Origin of the sequence: Nonomuraea roseola (assembly GCF_039535395.1) — a bacterium.
Taxonomy (GTDB): Bacteria; Actinomycetota; Actinomycetes; order Streptosporangiales; family Streptosporangiaceae; genus Nonomuraea; species Nonomuraea roseola.
The window spans coordinates 131,996-151,451 of record NZ_BAAAXC010000005.1 but is presented as its reverse complement, the minus strand read 5'-3'; the positions used below and the strand labels follow the sequence as shown (position 1 = coordinate 151,451).

Annotated in this window: 3 protein-coding genes and 1 pseudogene; all 4 read right to left on the bottom strand. The window is 74.9% G+C overall.

Features of this window, described 5'->3' with window-relative positions; all coding sequences use genetic code 11:
• Positions 1-13: 13 nt before the first annotated feature.
• Positions 14-9,343, bottom strand: a complete 9,330-nt coding sequence (locus tag ABFX55_RS02555) for a type I polyketide synthase (RefSeq protein WP_346117202.1) — start codon at positions 9,341-9,343, stop codon at positions 14-16.
• Positions 9,344-9,351: 8 nt separating this feature from the next.
• On the bottom strand, positions 9,352-14,121 hold the full coding sequence (locus ABFX55_RS02550) for a type I polyketide synthase (protein WP_346117200.1): 4,770 nt from the start codon (positions 14,119-14,121) through the stop codon (positions 9,352-9,354).
• A 4-nt stretch (positions 14,122-14,125) separates the two neighbouring features.
• Positions 14,126-16,753, bottom strand: a complete 2,628-nt coding sequence (locus tag ABFX55_RS02545; protein WP_346117198.1) for a type I polyketide synthase — start codon at positions 16,751-16,753, stop codon at positions 14,126-14,128.
• Positions 16,754-16,859: 106 nt separating this feature from the next.
• Positions 16,860-19,430 (bottom strand): annotated as a pseudogene (locus tag ABFX55_RS02540) (type I polyketide synthase); the annotation flags it as partial.
• Positions 19,431-19,456: the final 26 nt, after the last annotated feature.

Here is a 19,456-nt window from a genome sequence, read left to right as displayed (position 1 = left end):
TGTGGATGTGGTGTCACCGGCCGCGTCTGCGGGCGGCGGAGGCTTCGAGCCCGGATCTGCGCAGCTGGGCGCGTACCTGGCTGCCGCCTGGGTCGGCGGCCACGGGCGTCGCTCCGGAGGCGAGCGCCTCGGCGGTGCGGGCGAGCGCGGCCACGGTCGGGGCCTCGTAGAGGATGTGCGGCGGCAGCTCGTCCAGCTCGAACGCGCGGCGCACCGCGGCCACGATCGTGACGCCGAGCAGGGAGTTGCCGCCGAGTTCGAAGAAGTTGTCGAGCACGCCGACGCGCTCCAGCCGCAGCGACTCCCCCCAGATCGCGGCGATGGCCTCCTCGGTGGGGCCGGCCGGTTCCTGGTAGGGGGTGAGCAGTTCGGGGCGGGGGTGCCGCTCGCCGCCGCTGCCTCCCAGCCCCGGTGAGGTCACCGCCTCCAGCGTGAACCGGGCGCTGCCGGCCACCAGGGTGGGGAAGTCCTGGGTGGAGACGACGACGCGCGGCTCGCCGGTGGCCAGGGCGCGCAGCAGAGAGCGCCAGCCGTCGTCGAACCCGATGCCGATGCGGGCCCTGTTGTCGCGGAAGAAGTCGCGCAGCGCCTCCTCGTACCCTTCGAGCCCGGCCTCCCAGGCGTTCCAGGTCCACTCGCCCCAGCCGACGGCGACCACGCGGCGGCCGGTGGCCGCGAGCCGGCAGGCGTAGGCGTCCAGGTAGGCGTTGGCGGCGCAGTAGTCGACCTGGCCTGGGCCGCCGCCGGTGGCGGAGGTGATCGAGGAGAACAGGGCGAGGAAGTCGAGCTCGATCTCGTCGGGGCGGCCGAGGCGCAGCGCCTCGGCGATCGCGAGCGTGCCGCCGACCTTGGGGGCGAGCACCTCGTCGAGCTCCTCGGCACGCTTGAACTGCATGAGCCCCATGGCGGGCACCCCGGCGGCGTGCAGGACGCCGTGCAGCGCGCCGAAGCGGTCCATGGCCGCCTCCACGGCGCGGCGCACGTCCGCGGCCCGTGCCGTGTCGCCGGTGACGATCTCGACCTCGGCGCCCAGCTCGATCAGTCCTGTGACCTGGGCCACGCGCCGCCTGGTCGTCTCCGCGGCCGCCTGCCGGCCGTCCAGGACGGCGGCCCACTCCGCGCGGGGCGGCAGGCCGTTCCTGGCCAGCAGCACCAGACGGGCACGGCGCTCGCGCGCCAGATGCTCGGCCAGGCCGAGGGCGATGCCGCCGAGCCCGCCGGTGATCAGGTAGACGCCGCCGTCCCGCAGCGGCTCCGGGGTGGCGGGGACGGGCATCGGGTCGTAGCCGGGCAGCCAGCGCCGGCCGCGGCGCAGCGCCACCGTGCGGTCGCCGTGCGGACGGGCCAGCTCGGCGGCCAGCGCGTCCAGGTCCGCGGCGGCCGGCTCGCCTGGCAGGTCGATGAGGCGGGTGGTCACACCCGGGTACTCCAGCGGGATCACCAGGCAGGGGCCGGTCAGTGTGGCGCCGGAGGGGTCGGTCACCTCCTCGCCCAGCACCTGCTGGGTGCCGGAGACGGCCACGTCGAGCGACCAGCCGCCGATGCCCGACTCGCCGGCGGCGCGGGCGAGCGCGACGAGCGTGTGCAGGCCGCGGGCGACGGTGAGGTCGTGCGGCCCCGGCTCCAGCGTCCACAGGTGGACGACCCGCTCCAGGGGGCGGCCGGCGGCGCGCAGGTCGCGCAGCAGGGCGAGCGCGTCGGCGACGCTGCCCGGCCTGATGGTGTGGCCGTGGGGGGTGACGGTGTAGGCGTCGCCCGGCCGTACCAGGGTGACGGTGGCGCCGGTGGCGCTCAGCCGCCGCGCGGCCTCGTCGGCGAGGCCGTCGCGGGTGAGGACCAGCCAGGAGCCGGGCTGCCCCGCGGCGGGCGCGGGGGCCGCGGTCTGCCGCCAGACGGGCAGGTAGAGCCACTCGTCCTCGGGCAGCTTGGGCAGCCCGGCGACGGCCTCGAACAGGTCCTCAGGCTCGGCGGCGGCCGGCGCGCGGCGGGCGGGCGGGTCGATCCAGTGGCGCTGTCGCTGGAAGGGGTAGGTGGGCAGCGGGATGCGGCCGGGCAGCTCGCCGGCGGCGGCGTCTGCGACCCTGCCGTGGTAGGCGTCCCAGTCGAGGGTGACGCCGGACAGCCACAGCCGCGCCAGGCAGCCGGCCAGCGCCTCGTCTCCTGGCATGGCGTCGCTCGCGGCGGGCATCGTGTGCGTGATCAGCGGCCACCGTTCCGGCGGGCAGCCGGCGCCGCGCACCAGCGCGCCGAGCGACTGGCCAGGCCCGATCTCCACGACGGCCAGCTCAGGATCGGCCAGCAGCCGGTCGGCGCCGTCGGCGAACCGCACGGTCGCGCACATGTGCCTGGCCCAGTAGCCGGGGTCGCACACCAGCTCGGCGTCCGCGACGCCGCCGGTGACGTTCGAGATGTACGGCATGGCGGGCGGGTTGAGCGTGATGTTGGCCTTGATCCACTGGGTGAGGTCGTGGGCCGCGGGCTCCAGCATGCGGGAGTGGAAGGCGTGGGTGGTCTCAAGGGGCCGGCAGGGGATCTCGGCCGCGCGCAGCTCGGCGGCCAGGGCGGCGACGGGCTCGGCGGGACCGGCGACGACGGTGACCTGGGGGCCGTTGACCGCGGCGACGTCGAGCCCGCGCTCCTCCAGCCGGAAGCGGCGGCTCAGCGCGGCGGCGGACATCGAGACGGCGAGCATCGACCCGGCGGGCAGCCCGGCGATGAGCCGCGCCCGGTACGCGACCAGGGCGACGGCGTCCTCGAGGGAGAGCACGCCCGCCAGGCAGGCCGCGACGTACTCGCCGAGGCTGTACCCGAGCATGATCTCCGGCCGCACGCCCCACGCCATGAGGGTGCGTGCCAGCGCGTACTCCACGGCGAACATCGCGGGCTGCGCGACCTCGGTCCGCGCCAGCGCCGCGGCCCGCTCGTCGCGGGTGCCGTCGCGGCCCAGCAGGGCGGCCAGGCCGGGGCCGGCGGCGCGGGCTCCGGTCAGCAGGGCGGCGACGTCCTCGAGGCCCACGACCTCCTCCAGCAGGTGCAGGCATTCGTCGAGGGCCTGGCGGAAGGCCGGTTCGTGCCGGTGCAGGTCGCCGGCGAGCCCTGGGTACTGCTCGCCGACCCCGGCGAGCAGGAAGGCGACCTTGCGGCCCTGGACGGTGTCCACCCGGCCGAGCAGGCCGGTGCCGCCGTCCAGCGCGGCGGCGGCTGCGCCGGCGTCGGCGGCGACCAGCGCGCGCCGGTGCTCGAACGTCTTGCGCCCGGCCTGCAGGGTGTAGGCCACGTCCGCGAGCCGCGTGCCAGGCTCGGCGGCCAGGTGGCGGCCGAGGCGGCGGCACGCCTCGTCCGCGGCGGCGGCGCCGCGGGCCGAGACCGGCAGCATCTGGTAGCGGCGGGCGGGCGGCGGCGCGTCGGGGCGGGCGGGCGGCTCCTCGATCACCATATGCACGTTGGTGCCGCCCATGCCGAGCGAGTTGAGTCCCGCGATGCGTGGCCGGCCGTCGCGGGTCCGCCACGGCGACAGCTCGGTGTTGACGTAGAAGGGGCCGGACTCGAAGTCGATCTCCGGGTTGGGGCTGGTGTAGTGCAGGCTGGCCGGGATCACGCCTTCGCGCAGCGCGAACGCGGTCTTGATCAGGCCGCTCGCCCCCGCCGCGCGGTCGAGGTGGCCGACGTTGGTCTTGACCGAGCCGATCGCGCAGTACCGGTTGTCGCGGGTGGGCCCGAAGGCGCGGGTGAGCGCCGCCACCTCGATCGGGTCGCCCAGCTCGGTGGCGGTGCCGTGCGCCTCGACGTAGCTGATGTCCTCGCCGGTGACGCCGGCGTCGGCCATCGCGTCGGCGATCACCCGGGACTGGCCGACGACGCTCGGCGCGGTGTAGCCGACCTTCATGGCGCCGTCGTTGTTCATGGCCGAGCCGCGGATCACCCCCCAGATGTGGTCGCCGTCGCGCAGCGCGTCGGGCAGGCGCTTGAGCAGGACGGCGGCGGCGCCGTCGCCGAACATGCTGCCCTTGGCCAGGGCGTCGAAGGTGCGCACGTGCCCGTCGGGCGACTCCTGCCCGCCCGGCCCGTACAGGTGGCCCACGCGGTCAGGCACGCGGATGGAGACGCCGCCGGCCAGGGCGAGCTCGCACTCCCCGTTGCGCAGGCTCTGCACCGCCAGGTGCGCGGCGACCAGCGAGGTGGAGCAGAACGTCTGCACCGCGACGCTGGGCCCGTGCAGGTCGAGCAGGTAGGAGACGGTGGTGGGCAGGGCGTCCTTGTCGTTGCCCATGATCACTTCGAAGTCGGTGAAGCCCTTCTGGCCGCCGCCGAGCAGGTGGTCGGTCATCCTGAGCAGGTAGGTGCTGATGTTGGCGCCGCCGAACACGCCGACCCTGCCCCGGTGCTCGGGTGCGGCGTAGCCGGCCTGCTCCAGGGCCTCCCAGCAGACCTCCAGGAAGGCACGCTGCTGCGGGTCGGTGATCGCGGCCATGCGCGGGCTCATGCCGAAGAACGTGGCGTCGAAGCCGCCGACGTCGTCGAGCACCGGCCTGGCGGGCACGTAGGCGGGGTCGCGCACCTGCTCGGGGTCGGCTCCGGCGGCGATCAGCTCCTCCTCGGAGAAGAACGTGATCGACTCGACGCCGTCCCGGAGGTTCCGCCAGAACGCGGACACATCGGGGGCGCCGGGAAAACGGCCGGCCATGCCGACGATCGCGATCCGCCGGTCCTCGTCGGCGCGCTCGGTGACATGGACGGGCGCCGCCCTGACGGGCTGCCGGACGGGCTGCGGGGCGCTTTCACCGCGCCGCTCGTCGAGGACGGCGGCCAGCGTCTGCACGGTGGGCGCCTCGAACAGGGTCACGGTCGGCACCGCGATGCCGTACCGCTTCTTCACCAGCGCCAGCATCTGCAGCGCCACCAGGGAGTTGCCGCCCAGGTCGAAGAAGTTGTCACGGGTGCCGACCGGCTCGACGCCGAGCACCTCCGACCAGAGCCCGGCCAGGTCGCGCTCGGACTGCGAGGTCGGCGCAGTGTAGGGCTGGGGCAGCTCGGGCCGCGGAAACCGGTCGGCGCCCCCGGCGGCGGACCCCGCTCCGGCCTCCCCGCCCGGCAGCGCGAGCACCGCCCTGGGGAGCCGGTCGTCCAGGCCGCCCGCGGCCACGACGACGTGTGGGTGGCCTGCGTCCCGCAGCCGGTCGAAGGCGGCCAGCGCCTCCTCGGCGGTCATGGAGTGGGCGGCCATGGCCGCGCCGAACCCGCCCTCGATGCGGTCGAGCGTCACCGACCAGGTGTCCCAGCTCACGGCCGTCCATGGGGCGGGCCCTTCGTGGCGGCGGTGGGCGATCGCGGTCAGCGCCGCGTTGGCGGCGGCGTAGCTGCCGAAGGTGATACCGCCGAGCAACGCGGAGGTGGAGGAGAACAGCACGCAGAAGTCCGGCGCGAGGTCCGTCTCGGCGAGGGCCCGCTCCAGCGCCAGGGCTCCGGTGACCTTGGCGTCGAAGTGCCTGGCGACGCCGTCCCCTTCAAGGTCGCGCAGCGGGCTGAAGGTGTCGGGAGTGGTCACGGCGGCGGCGTGCACGACGCCGTCCAGGCGGCTCTCCCCTGCGAGCAGCGCGCGTACGGCTGCGGCGTCCGTGACGTCCACTCTGGGGGTGCTGACCTCGACTCCCAGCTCGCGCAGCGCGGTGACGGCCGTGCGGCGCGGATGCCCCTCGTCGTCGGGGACGCCGCCCCTGCTCAGCAGGATCAGCCTGCCTGCGCCCTTCCTGGCCAGGTGCCCGGCCAGCAGCAGGCCGACGTCCCCGAGCCCGCCGGTGACGAGATACGTCCCGCCAGGCCGGACCGGCGCCCCGCCAGGCCCGGACGCGGGCTCGGACGCGGGCTCGGCGGGGGTGTAGGCGCGGATCAGGCGGGATCCGCCGCGGTAGGCGACGAAGACGTCACCGGACGGGTGGCGCACCTCCGCGGCGAGCGCGCCTGCCACTTCGGCGGCGTCCGCGCCGGGTGCCACGTCGACGGTGGCGCAGTCGAGGTTCAGGTACTCCTGGTTGGCGACCATGGGGAGCGTGGCGGCGGCGGCCTGCCCGGGGTCGGGGCGGTCGCCGGCGGACACGGCCTGGCCGCCCCGCGTGACGAGAATGACGCGGGCGGAGTCGGCGCCCGCCTCGCCCCAGGCGGCGAGCAGCCGCGCCACGGGAGGCAGCGTGTCCCTGCCGTCACCCTCTCCGGGACGGTCGAGCAGGCGCAGGTCGACCACGGTGACGCCGGCGGAGGTGGTGAGGCGCTCTGCCAGGGCGGCGTGATCGGCGGGTGAGGCGGGGTCGATGGTGAAGCCGCCCGGCGTCTCGGTGAAGGCGTTCCCGCCGGTGACGGTGATGACCTCGGTGCCCGCGGCGCGCAACGTCCGGGCCAGCGCCTCGCCGGCCCCTGCGTCGTCGGGCAGGATGACGCAGCGCGCGACCTGCTTTCCGGCCTCTGCGGGCGCGCCGGATGTCCACCGGGGGGCCATCAGCGTCACGTGGGCGGCCCGCGAAGCGCCGTCCCCCGTCCCACTGCGGGCGGACGCGCCCTCCCCCGCCTGCCCGTTCGAGGGGATGGGCTCGCCGACCGAGGGAGCGGTGTCGCGGGCGAGCGCGCCGCCTCCTGGGGGGTTCACCCAGAAGCGCTCGCGCTGGAAGGGATACGTGGGCAGGCCGACCTTGGCGACGGGGCGGTCCTGGCGGTAGCCGGTCCAGTCGATCGGGACGCCCGCCAGCCAGAGCCGCCCCGCCGCCTCGGCGAGCACGGCCTGGGCGGGGCGCGGGTCGCTCGCGCCGGGCATGGACGCCACGATGAGCGGCCAGCGCTCCGGCGGGCAGTCGGCGTGGCCGCGCGCCATCGCGCCCAGCGACTGGCCGGGCCCGATCTCCAGGAGCGCGGGCTCGCCCTCCTGCCGCAGGAGGGTGCGCAGCACGTCGTGGAAGCGGACGGGCGCGCACATGTGCTCGGCCCAGTAGGCAGGGTCGGTGACCTGCTCGGCGACGGCCGGCTCGCCCGTGACGTTGGACACGTACGGCACGCGCGGCGCGTGCAGCGGCACGTTGGCCGCGATCCACGAGGTGAGCCTTTCGCGGATCGGCTCCATCATGGCGGAGTGGAAGGCGTGCGTGGTGGCCAGCGGCCGGCACGGCACCGCCTCGGCCTCCAGGAGCGCCCTGACGGCGGCGATGCCCTGCGGCTCACCGGACAGCACGGTGAGCTCGGGCCCGCTGATCGCGCCGACGCCGACGCCGGTGATGCCTGCGCGTTGGATGCGCTCCAGCACGTCCGCGGCGGCCAGCGGCACCGCGGCCATGGCACCGGCGGGCAGCTCGTCGATGAGGCGGGCGCGGTGGGTGACGAGGGCGAGCGCCGATTCCAGGGAGAGCACGCCGGCCAGGCAGGCGGCCACGTACTCGCCGAGGCTGTATCCGGCCAGCATCGCCGGCTGGATCCCCCACGACTGGACGAGCCTGGCGAGCGCGTACTCGACCGCGAACAGGGCGGGCTGCAGCACGCCGGTCGGGGTCGCGGCGGCGGGCTCGGGCGCGCGGCCGAACAGCGCGCCGAGCGTGCCGTCCGCCGGGGGCTTCCTGGGGGCGAGCATCTCGGCGAGCGGGTCGGCGCCGCCCATGAGCCTGCGCAGGTGAGCGCGGCAGTCGTCGAGCACCTCGCGGAAGACCGGCTCGCTGACGTACAGCTCGGCGGCCATGCCGGGGTACTGCTCGCCGGTGCCCGCGATGAGGAAGGCGACGGGCCGGTCGGTGCGGCTCTCGGCGCGGCCGAGCACGGTCGCGCCCGCCAGCCCCACGGCGGCCTCGGCGGTGGAGGAGGCGACCAGCAGCCTGCGGTGTCCGAACTGCTGCCGCCCGGCCTGCAGCGTGTGGGCCACATCGGCCAGCCGGTGCTCGCGCCCGTCGCCTGCGAGGTGGCCGGCGAGCCGGGCGGTCATCTCGTCGGCGGCCGTGGCCGTGCGCGCCGACCAGATCAGCGGTTCCGGGCGCGGCCTCTCCTCGGTCCTGGGCACCAGCGGCGCCTCCTCCAGCACCACGTGGGCGTTGGTGCCGCCGATGCCGAACGCGCTCACCCCTGCCCGGCGGATGCGGCCGGCCTCGCGCGGCCAGCTCCGCAGCCTGGTGACCACGTCGAGCCGGGCCTCACCGGTGTCGAGCTGCGGGTTCGGTTCCGACAGGTTGAGCGTGGGCGGGATCTCGTCGTGACGCAGGGCGAGCGCGGCCTTGATCAGGTTGGTCACGCCCGCGGCCCGGTCCAGGTGACCGACGTTCGGCTTGACGGAGCCGATCAGCAGCGACTGACCGCCGTAGACCTGCTGGAGCGCGGCCAGCTCGGCGGCGTCGCCGAGCGCGGTGCCCGTGCCGTGCGCCTCGATGTAGTCGATGTCGGCGGGCGAGAGGTCGGCGCTGGCCAGCGCCTCGGCCATGACGGCGGCCTGCCCCTGCACGCCGGGCGCGGTGAAGCCGACCTTGCGCCCGCCGTCGTTGTTGACCGCCCAGCCGCGGATGACCGCGTAGATCTGGTCGCCGTCGGCGAGCGCGTCCTCCAGCCGCCGCAGGGCGACGACGCCGACGCCGCTGCCGAGCGGGCTGCCGAGGCCGCGCGCGTCGAAGGCGCGGCACCGGCCGTCCGGCGGCGCGATGCCGCCCTGCTGGTACAGGTAGCCGACCCGCTGCGGCACGTTGACCGCGACGCCGCCGGCCAGGGCCAGGTCGCACTCGTAGCCCGCCAGGCTCGAGGCGCCGGCGCACACGGCGACGAGCGAGGTGGAGCAGTAGCTCTGCACGCCGTAGCTGGGGCCCGACAGGCCGATCGTGTGCGCCACCCGGGTGGTGAGCGAGTCCTTGTCGTTGGCCAGGCCGACGGCGAGGTCGCCCATGACGGCGGTGATGCCGCTGGGCAGCAGGTTGTTCTGCATGTAGGAGCTGTGGGCGCAACCGCCGAACACGCCGATGGCGCCGTCGAAGCGCTTGGGGTCGCAGCCCGCGTCCTCCAGCGCCGCCCAGCTGTGCTCCAGGAACAGCCGGTGCTGCGGGTCGAGGATCTGGGCCTCCTTGGGGCTGAAGCCGAAGAAGGCCGCGTCGAACTCCTCGACGCCGTCGATGACCGGCGCGGCCTTCACGTACGCGGGGTCGTCCACGAGTTCGGCGGGGACGCCCGCGGCCCGCAGCTCGTCGTCGGTGAAGCGGGTGATCCCGGAGTCTCCCGCGCGGATGGCCGACCAGAGCTCGGCGACGCCTGACGCCCCGGGGAAGCGGCCGGACATGCCGACGATCGCGATGTCGGTGCCAGGGCCGTCGATGTCGTCGATCACGTCTACCGTCCTCATGTCCGGCCTCATTTGCGATTGCCTGAACGGGCCCGGCGCCGCCGCTGCCCCCGTGCGGAACTGGTGGAGAGCGCCTCCTGCGCGCCGGGGTCGCCGCCGCCGTCCAGGGCTGCCGCGAAGGCGGCGACGGTCGGGTGCTCGAACAGCACCGCGGGCGCGATGGGACGGCCGAGGTCCTTCTCGATGGCGAGCACCATGGCCATGCCGGTCAGGGAGTTGCCGCCGAGGTCGAAGAACGGGTCGTGCACGCCGACCTGGTCGATTCCGAGGTAGGCGCCCCACAGGTCGGCCATCCTGGCCTCGGCCTCGGTCCTCGGGGCGGCGAAGTCGGTGCGCAGGCGGGGCCGGGGGAAGCGCTCGCCCTGCGGCGCGGCCGTGGCCGCCTGGAGGAGGCCGTCCAGGTCGAGCATGTTCGTCCAGGCGTCGAGCACCTCGCGGAGCGGCTGCCTGACGGCCATGACCGAGCCGTGGCCACCGGCGAGGATGCGGTCCAGGAGGGCGCATCCGGCGTCGTCGGCGAAGCCGTAGTGGGCGCGGTAGGCGGCGACCCTGTCGGCGAGGCCGCCGGTGGTCCCGAGCCGTTCCGACTGCCAGACGTCGTGCTGCCAGGGCCCCCAGGCGACGGAGACGACCCGGGTGGAGGGCGCGGTGCCGGCCAGGGCCTGGCCGTAGGCGTCGAGCACGGTGTTGGCGGCGCAGTAGTCGCCCTCGCCGATGCCGCCGAAGGCGGTGACGGCGGAGGAGTAGAGGACGAGCAGCTCGAGCCGCTCGTTCTCCGGGGTGTCTGGGCCGACCAGCTCGGCGAGCGGGCCCATGGCGTACACCTTGGGGGCGAGCACCTGGGCTGCTTCGGCGGGGGTGCGCCGCACCAGCAGCCCACCGGCGGGCAGCCCGGCGGCGTGGATCACGCCGTGCAGCCCGCCGAAGTGCTCCCGCGCTCGTCTGAGGGCGGCGCGCAGCTGCTCGGGCACCCCCGCGTCGGCGGTCAGCAGCAGCACCTCGGCGCCCGCGGCCTCCAGCCGTGCGACCTCTTCGTTGCCCTCGGGCAGAGGGGTTCGGGCGAGGAGGGCGAGGCGGCGGACGCCCGCGCGGACGAGGTGCCCGGCCAGAGCCATGCCGAGGCCGCGCGTGCCGCCGGTGATGAGGTAGGTGCCGTCGGGACGCCAGGCGGGCCGGTCAGGCTCGGCGTGGCCGGGGACAGGGGTCCAGCCGCGTACCCAGCGCCGGCCGCGCCGCCAGCCGGTGAGCGGGTCGGGCGAGTCGGGGGCGTCGCCCGCGCCGGGCTCGGTGAGCAGCTCGGTGAGGAGGTGCGGGGCGGCGCCTTCGAGCGGGGCGCCGGGGTCGAGGTCGGCGCCTGACCAGGTGAGGCCGGGGTACTCGTGCCGTGCCGCCCGGCCCAGCCCGTGGGCCAGCGCCTGGTGGGGCGCGGTGGCGTCGCCGCCGAGGATGTCCGCCGCCCCCCGTGTCACGGTGAGCAACCGGGCGGGCCGCTCCCCCAGTGCCTGCACGGCGAGCATGAGGCTGTGGAAGCCGTGCTCCACGGCGGCGCGCAGGTCGTCGTCGCCGGGCGGGGCCGCTCCCTTCGCGCAGGGGACGGCCAGGCTCCACAGGTGGGCCACGTGCACGGGCCCGTCGCCCAGCCCGGCGAACGCCTCGGCGTACTGCGCGGGGTCGGCCGGGTCGATGGTGAGGCGGCGTCCGTCGCGGCGCGGCCCGGTGCCGGGCACCACCTCGACGACGGGAGTGCCGGACGCGGCGGCCAGGTCGGCGAGGGCCGTCCCGGTCCCCTCGGGGTCGGCGAAGACGACGAGTGGGCCGGGCAGCGGGCGGCCGGCCGGTGAGGTGGCGCGGACGGCAGGATCGCGCCGCCAGGTGGGGGCGAAGGTGTGATCGGCGGGTTCGGCCGTCCCTGTCCCGGCGGTCTCAGGGAGGGGCTGGGTCGGTTCGGGCCAGAAGCGGACGCGCTGGAAGGGGTAGGTGGGCAGGTCGAGGACCCGGCCGCGGCCAGGCCTTGCGAGGTCCCAGGTGACGTCCACGCCGAGTTCCCACAGCGTGGCGCAGGTGGCGACGAGGTCGCCATGGGGGTGCCTGCTCTCCGCCGCGCTCCAGCGCGGGGTGAGCGTGCCGAGGACGGCGGCGGCGCCGCCCGTGCCGCCGGTCAGGTTCTGGCGGACCAGCCCGCCGAGTGTCTGGCCGGGGCCGAGCTCGACGAACGCGGACACCTCCTGCTCCAGGCAGTGCCGGACGCCGTCGGCGAAGCGGACGGTGCCGACGAGCTGGTCGGCCCAGTAGGAGGTGCTGGTGGCCTGGTCGGCGGTGAGCTGCCGCCCGGTGAGGTTGGACACGATGGCGATGGCGGGAGGACGCCGGGTCACGCCCTCCAGCACGGCGGCGAGCTTCTCCCTGGCGGGCTGCAGCAGCGTGGAGTGGAAGGCGTGCGCCGAGCGCAGGGGACGGCAGGCGAGGCCGTCCGCCGTGAGCGCGGCGGTCACGGCGTCGATCTCGGCGGGCAGGCCGCTGAGCACGGTCATCGCGGGCCCGTTGCGGGCGGCGACGTCCACTTCGGCTCCGGTTCCCGCGAGGGCGGCGCGGATCCGGTCCTCGGGGGCGGCGACCGCGACCATGCGTCCCGCGGGCACGGCGCTGATCAGGTGGGCCCGCTCGACGACCACGTGCAGGGCGTCTTCGAGGGTGAACACGCCGGCCAGGCAGGCGGCGACGTACTCGCCGAGGCTGTAGCCGACGAGCAGGTCGGGCGTGACGCCCCAGTGGCCGAGGAGCCTGGCGAGCGCGTACTCGACGGTGAACAGGAAGGGGTGGGCGATCGCGGCCTGGTCGAGCGGGTCGTGGGAGTCGCCGGACTCCTCGCGCGCCCGGCCGAGGAGCGCGGCCAGGTCGGCGGGGCGGCCGGCGGGGGTGGCGCCTTCGGGGAAGAACAGGGGGTGAAGGTCCACGCCTGAACGCCGGCGGACGAGTTCGACGCACCGGTCGACGGCCTCGGCGTAGACGGGTTCGGCGGCGTAAAGCTCCCTGCCGAGGCCGGCGTACTGGTCGCCCACGCCGGGGAGGAGGAAGGCGATGCGGGGGCGGCGCTTGACACGGTGACCGCCGGCGGCGGCGGAGCGCAGCTGCCGCAGGGCCTCGCCGGTGTCGGCGCAGACGAGGGCGCGACGGTGGTCCAGTTCGGCGCGGCCGGTCTGGAGCGTGTGGGCGACGTCGGCCAGGCCGGAACCCGGCCGCTCCTCGAGCCAGCCGGCGAGGCGGTCGGCCTGCTCCCGCAGCGCCGCCTCGCTGCCCGCCGACAGCGGCAGCACGTACGGCGCGGCCGAAGCCTCCCCCGCCGGACGGTCGGGGCTCGCAGGGGACGGGGCCGCCTGCAGGACGAGGTGCGCGTTGGTGCCCGACAGCCCGAAGGAGCTGACGCCGGCGAGCCTGGGGGTGTCCTGGCGGGGCAGGGGCAGCGCTCCGGTGACGGGCTGTACGGTGCCGTCGCCTGGGATGGCGGCGGCAGGGGTGCTCAGGTTGAGGCTGGGCGGGATCAGCTCGTTCTCCAGGATGAGCACCGTCTTGATCAGCCCGGCGACCCCGGCGGCGGCCTGGGTGTGGCCGATGTTGGTCTTGACGGCGCCGACCAGGAGGGGGCGGCCCGCGGGGCGTCCGCCGAAGACGTCGTGCAGCGCCGACAGCTCGATGGCGTCGCCGAGGTGGGTGCCCGAGCCGTGCGCCTCGACGTAGTCGATCTCGTCGGGCGTGACGTGCGCGGCGGCGAGCGCGCGGGTGATCACGTCGGCCTGGGCCTTGCGGCTGGGGGCGGTGAGCCCGTTGCTGCGGCCGTCCTGGTTGACGGCCGAGCCGCGCAGCACGGCCCGGATGCGGCGGCCGTTGGCCAGGGCCTTGGACAGCGGTTCGAGCACGACGAGGCCGCCGCCCTCGCCCATGACGTAGCCGTCGGCGTTCTCGTCGAAGGTCTTGCACCGGCCGTCGGGGCACATCATGAGCCCGGCGCACGCCTGGATGTAGAGCGTGGGGTGCAGCGACAGGGACGCCCCGGCCGCAAGAGCGAGGTCGCACTCCCCCCTGCGTAGGCTCTCGGCGGCCAGGTGGACGGCGATGAGCGAGGAGGAGCAGGCGGTGTCGACTGTGAGGGTGGGGCCGATCAGGTCGAGTTGGTAGGCGATGCGCCCGGCGGCGACGCTGGGGATGGCGCCCTGGCCGAGATAGGGGTCGGACAGGGCGTCGCGGCCCTGCCATTCCATCTGGAGCCTGCCGTACTGGAGGGTGTCCATGAAGCCGACCATGACGCCGGTGCGGCTGCCTCTGAGCCGTGACGGTGACAGGCCGGCGTTCTCCAGGCCCTCCCATGCGAGCTCCAGGAGCATGCGCTGCTGGGGGTCCATGCGCAGGGCCTCGCGGGGTGACAGGCCGAAGAACTCGGCGTCCCAGCCGGCGATGTCGTCGAGGAAGGTTCCGTATCGGGTGTAGATGCCGCCGGGGACCCGCGGGTCGGGGTCGTAGTACTCGTCGATGTCCCACCGGGTGGACGGCACTTCGCGGACCGCGTGCCGGCCGTCCCTGAGCAGGTCCCAGAAGCCCTCGGCGGTGTCCGCGCCACCGGGGTAACGGCAGGCCATGCCGATGACGGCGATGGGCTCGTCGCGTCGCTCCTCCACCTCGGCGAGGCGGCGGCGGGTCTGGGCCAGTTCGACGGTCACGCGTTTGAGGTAGGCGCGGAGCTTGTCCTCGGTCCCCATCGGTGGAGCCTTTCCTGTCGCGGTCATGTCGTCACAGTTCGTTGTCGATGAGGGCGAAGATCTCCTCGTCGGAGGCGGAGTCGATCTTGTCCATCACGCCGCCGGCGTCCGCGGGGGCGGCTCCGAGCTTGGTGAGCGCGCCCTGCAGGATCGGCACGAGCCGGGCGCGGACGACGTCTCCCTCCCCGTTGGCGTTGAGGAGCAGGTCGTCGATCTGCTCCAGCGCCTTGCGCAGCGTGTCCTCTGCTGAGGGCGGCGCGGGGGCGAGGACTTCGGCCAGGTAGGCGGCCAGCGCGTTGACGGTGGGGTGGTCGAAGACGAGCGTGGGCGGCAGGCGCAGGCCGGTGTCGGCGTTGAGCCGGTTGCGCAGTTCGACGGCGGTGAGGGAGTCGAAGCCGAGCTGGTTGAAGGGGCGGTCGAGTTGGACGCTGTCGGGGCTGCCGTGGGCGAGGACGGCGGCGACCTGGGCGCGGACGGTGTCGACGAGGAGCCGGAGCGCGTCCTGGCGGGGCAGCGTGGCCAGGCGTCCTGCGAGCGCGCCCGGTCCGGCTCCGGCGCCGGTTCCGGCGGCGCGTCGGGGGGTGCGGACGAGCCCGCGGAGCATGACCGGCAGATCACCCGCCTCAGCCCTGGCACGCAACCCCGCCATGTCCCACCGCGCCGCCACCACCAACGGATCAGAACCCGACACAGCCGCGTCGAACAGCTCCAACCCCTGCTCCACACTCAACGGCGCGACACCCGCCCGCCCCAGCCGGGCCACATCCGCCTGCGACAGACCACCGGTCATCCCCGACTCGGTGTCCCACAACCCCCACGCCACCGACACACCCGCCAACCCCGACTGCCTGCGATGCGCCGCCAGCGCGTCCAAGAACGCGTTCGCCGCCGCGTAATTGCCCTGCCCCGCATTGCCCAGCACCCCGGCCAGCGAGGAGAACAACACGAACAACGACAACGGCCGCTCCGCCGTCAACTCGTGCAGATACCAGGCCGCATCCGCCTTCGGCGCCAGCACCGCGTCCATCCGCTCCGCGCTCAGCCCTTCCACCAGCGCGTCGTCCAGCACTCCCGCGGTGTGCACCACACCCGCCAGCGGCACCCGCTCCAGCAGAGCGGCCAGCGCCTCGCGATCGGAGACGTCACACGCCGCCACCACCACCCGCGCACCCAGCCCCTCCAGCTCCGCCACCAGCTCGGCCGCACCCGGAGCGGCCGGCCCACGACGCGAAACCAGCAACAGATCCCGCACCCCGTGACCCGTCACCAACCGCCGCGCCACCAACGCCCCCAGACCACCCGTGCCACCGGTCACCAGCACCGTCCCCGACACCTCAGGCAACGGCTCGGCGGCGACCTCACGCCGGGTCAGGCGCGGGATGAGGGGTTTGCCGTGCACGACCCTGACCTGGGGTTCGCCGGTCGCCGTGACGAGGGACCAGTCGGTGTGCCCGTCCTCGACCTCGGCCAGGACGAACCTGCCCGGCTGCTCCGACTGCGCAGAGCGCACCAGCCCCCACACGGCGGCACCCGCGGGGTCGCCCGCTCGGGTGGCGAAGACGACGGTGGCGTCGCTGGGGGTGAGGTCGTCGGGCTGTGCGGCGATGGCGTCCAGGACCCGGCCTGTCAGCTCGCGGACGCGGGCGGGCATGTCGGGCTGGTCGCTCACGCATGAGATCACCACGGGCTCGGCCGCTCCGGCCGCGGCGGCGGGCGCTTCGACCCAGTCCACGCCGTGCGCCGCCGTGCCGGCGAGGGCGGCCTGGCGGGGGGCGGCGGCCCGCACGCGGAGGGCGTCGATCGACAGGACGGGCGCGCCGGCGGGGTCGGCCGCCTCGACGAGGGTGTCCTCGCCGGTGGTGGTCAGCCGTACGCGCAGCTCGGGGGCTCCGGAGGCGTGCAGCAGCACGCCGCCGAACGCGAACGGCAGCCGCAGGTCGTCATCGCCGCCGGTCAGGACGAGGGGGTGGAGGGCGGCGTCGAGGAGGGCGGGGTGGATGCCGTATCCGGCGGGGTCGACCTCCTCAGGCAACGCCACCTCGGCGAACAGCTCCTCCCCCCGCCGCCACACCGCGCGCAATCCCTGGAAGGCGGGCCCGTACTCGTAACCCCGCTCGGCCAGCCGCTCGTAACCACCCTCCACCTCCACCGGCTCGGCATCGGACGGCGGCCACACCGACGCCCACGGGTACGGGGCGCCGGCGGGGGCGCCGGCGGTGAGGGCGCCGGAGGCGTGCCTTCGCCAGCCGTCGGAGGTGCGGGAGTGGATGGCGACGGCGCGGCGCCGCTCGTCGTCGGGCGGGTCCACGGTGACCTGGATGGTGACGGAGCCGTTCTCAGGAAGGAGCAGCGGCGCCTCGATGACGAGTTCGTCCAGGCGTCCGCAGCCGGCGTGGGCGCCGCCTTCGAGGGCGAGCTCGGCGAACGCGGCACCGGGCAGCAGGACGCCGCCCTCCACGGCGTGGTCTCCGAGCCAGGGCGCACTCCTGGCCGACAGCTGGCCGGACAGGACGTACGCGTCGCCGGCCACGGGGACGACGGCGGAGAGCAGCGGATGCCGGGAGCCTTCGATGCCCGCTCCGGTGGGGCGGCCGGGCGCCTCGTGGTCCCCGAGCCAGTACCGGCGCCGCTCGAAGGCGTAGGTGGGCGGATCGGCCATCGGGTGGGGGGGCAGGGCCGAGCGCGCTGAGCCAGTCGACGCCCGCGCCGAGCACCCAGGCGTGGGCGAGCGCGGTGAGGAAGCGCGGCCAGTCGCCCGCGCCGCGGCGCAGTGACGCGCAGACCCCGGCGGTGATGCCCGCGGCGTGGCAGCTGTCGTCGGCGTCGGCGCCCAGCACCGGGTGCGGGCTGACCTCGACGAACAGTGGCGTGCCCGGTCCGGCGCACGCTCTGATCGCCTCGTCGAAGAGCACCGGGTTGCGCAGGTTGTCGTACCAGTATCCGGCGGTCAGCCGGGCCGGCTCGATGAACTGCCCGGCGAGGGAGGAGCAGAAGGCGATGCCGGTGTCGTGCGGCCGCACCCCGTCGAGGGCGACGGCGAGCTCGTCGGCGATGGGCTCGACGAGCGGGGTGTGGGAGGCGTAGTCGACGGCGATGCGGCGCACGCGGACGCTTTCTCCGCAGGCGGCGGTGAACTCCTCCAGCGCGCCGGCCTCGCCTGCGACGACGCAGGAGGCGGGGCCGCTGTGGACGGCCACCCAGAGGCGGCCCTTCCAGGGTTCGAGCCGCGCCTGGGTCTCGGCCGCGGGCAGGGCCACGGCGAGCATGCCGCCGGTGCCGCTGAGCCGGATCAGCGCCCTCGATCGCAGGGCGACGACCTTGGCGGCGTCCTCCAGGGTGAGCGCTCCGGCGACGCACGCGGCGGCGATCTCGCCCTGGGAGTGGCCGATGACGGCCGTGGGGTGGACGCCGTGGGAGCGCCACAGCTCGGCGAGGGAGACCATGACGGCGAACAGGACGGGCTGGATGACGTCGGTGCCCTCCAGGGCGGGGGCGCCGTTCCTGCCGTGCAGGACGTCGACGACCGACCATCCGGTGTGCGGGCGCAGTGCCTCGTCGCAGCTCAGCAGCCGGGTGCGGAAGACCTCGCTGGTGTCCAGGAGGTCGACGGCCATGCCCGCCCACTGGGAGCCCTGGCCGGGGAAGACGAACACGGGCCTGGCGGCGGGGAGCGCCTCGCCCGTGACGGCGGCGGCGTGGGGGGTGCCGTCGGCGACGGCCGCGAGCGCGGCGAGCAGTTCGGCGCGGTCCTCGGCCACCACGACGGCGCGGTGCGCGAACCCGGCTCTTCCTGCCAGGGCGCGGCCGGTGGCGCGCAGGTCGTCGTCGGAGGCGCCGTCGGCGTATCGGCGCAGCCGGCCGGCCTGGGCGCGCAGGGCGGTCTTGGTCTTGGCCGACACGATCCAGACGAGCGGCTCGCCTGCCGCGGCGGGCCGCTCCTCCGGGGCGGTCGCGGGGACGCCTTCCAGGACGACGTGGGCGTTGGTGCCGCTGACGCCGAAGCTGGAGATACCGGCGCGGGCCGGCCTGTCGGTGGGGAAGTCCACCGCGCGGGTGGCCACGCGGACGCCTCCCGAGTCCCAGTCGACGTGCGGGGTCGGCTCGGTGACGTGCAACGTCGGCGGCAACACCCCATGCCGCATCGCCTGCACCATCTTGATCACCCCCGCCACCCCCGCCGCCGCCTGCGTGTGACCGATGTTCGACTTCACCGACCCCACCCACACCGGCCGGCCCTCCGCCCGGCCCCGCCCATACGTCGCCAGCAACGCCCCCGCCTCGATCGGATCACCCAACCGCGTCCCCGTCCCATGCGCCTCCACCGCATCCACATCCCGCGTGTCCAGCAACGCGTCCGCCAACGCCTGCTGAATCACCCGCTCCTGCGCAGGACCACTCGGCGCCGTCAACCCGTTGCTCGCCCCGTCCTGGTTCACCGCCGACCCCCGGATCACCGCCAGCACCCGCCGCCCATGACGAACCGCCTGCGACAACCGCTCCAGCACCAGCACCCCCACCCCCTCAGCCCACGCCGCACCGTCAGCCGAAGCCGAGAACGACTTGCACCGCCCGTCGGCCGACAGCGCCCGCTGCCGGGAGAACTCCACGAACGGAACCGGCGAGGCCATGACGGACACGCCTCCGGACAGGGCGAGCGAGCACTCGCCGCGCCGGAGCGCCTGCACGGCCAGGTGCATGGCGACCAGCGAGGAGGAGCAGGCGGTGTCGATCGTGATGGACGGCCCCTCGAGGCCGAGGGTGTAGGAGACGCGCCCGGACAGCACGCTGGAGGCGCTGGAGGTGAACAGGGTCCCCTCGACGGAGCCGGGGGCGAGTTCCAGGAAGCGAGTGGAGTAGTGCTCGTACATGCATCCGGCGTAGACGCCGGTACGGCTGCCGCGTAACGACCCCGGATCGATCCCCGCCCGCTCCAGCGCCTCCCAGCACGACTCCAGGAACAGCCGATGCTGCGGATCGGTCGCCAGCGCGCTACGCGGACTCATCCCGAAGAACCCCGCGTCGAACTCCCCCGCGTCATGCACGAACCCGCCGTGCCGCACGTACGACTTGCCCGACGCCTCCGGATCAGGATCGAACAACCCCTCCAGATCCCACCCGCGATCGGCGGGGAACCCACTGATCGCGTCCCTGCCCGACGCCACCAGATCCCACAGCTCCTCAGGACCCGTCACCCCGCCGGGGAAACGGCAGGCCATCCCGACGATCGCCACCGGCTCGTGCCTGCGGCCCTCCTCCTCGGCGAGGCGCTGGCGGGTCTCCGCCAGTTCGACGGTCGCACGCTTGAGGTAGGCGCGGAGCTTGTCCTCGGTTCCCATCGGTCGGGCCTTTCCTGTCGCGGTCA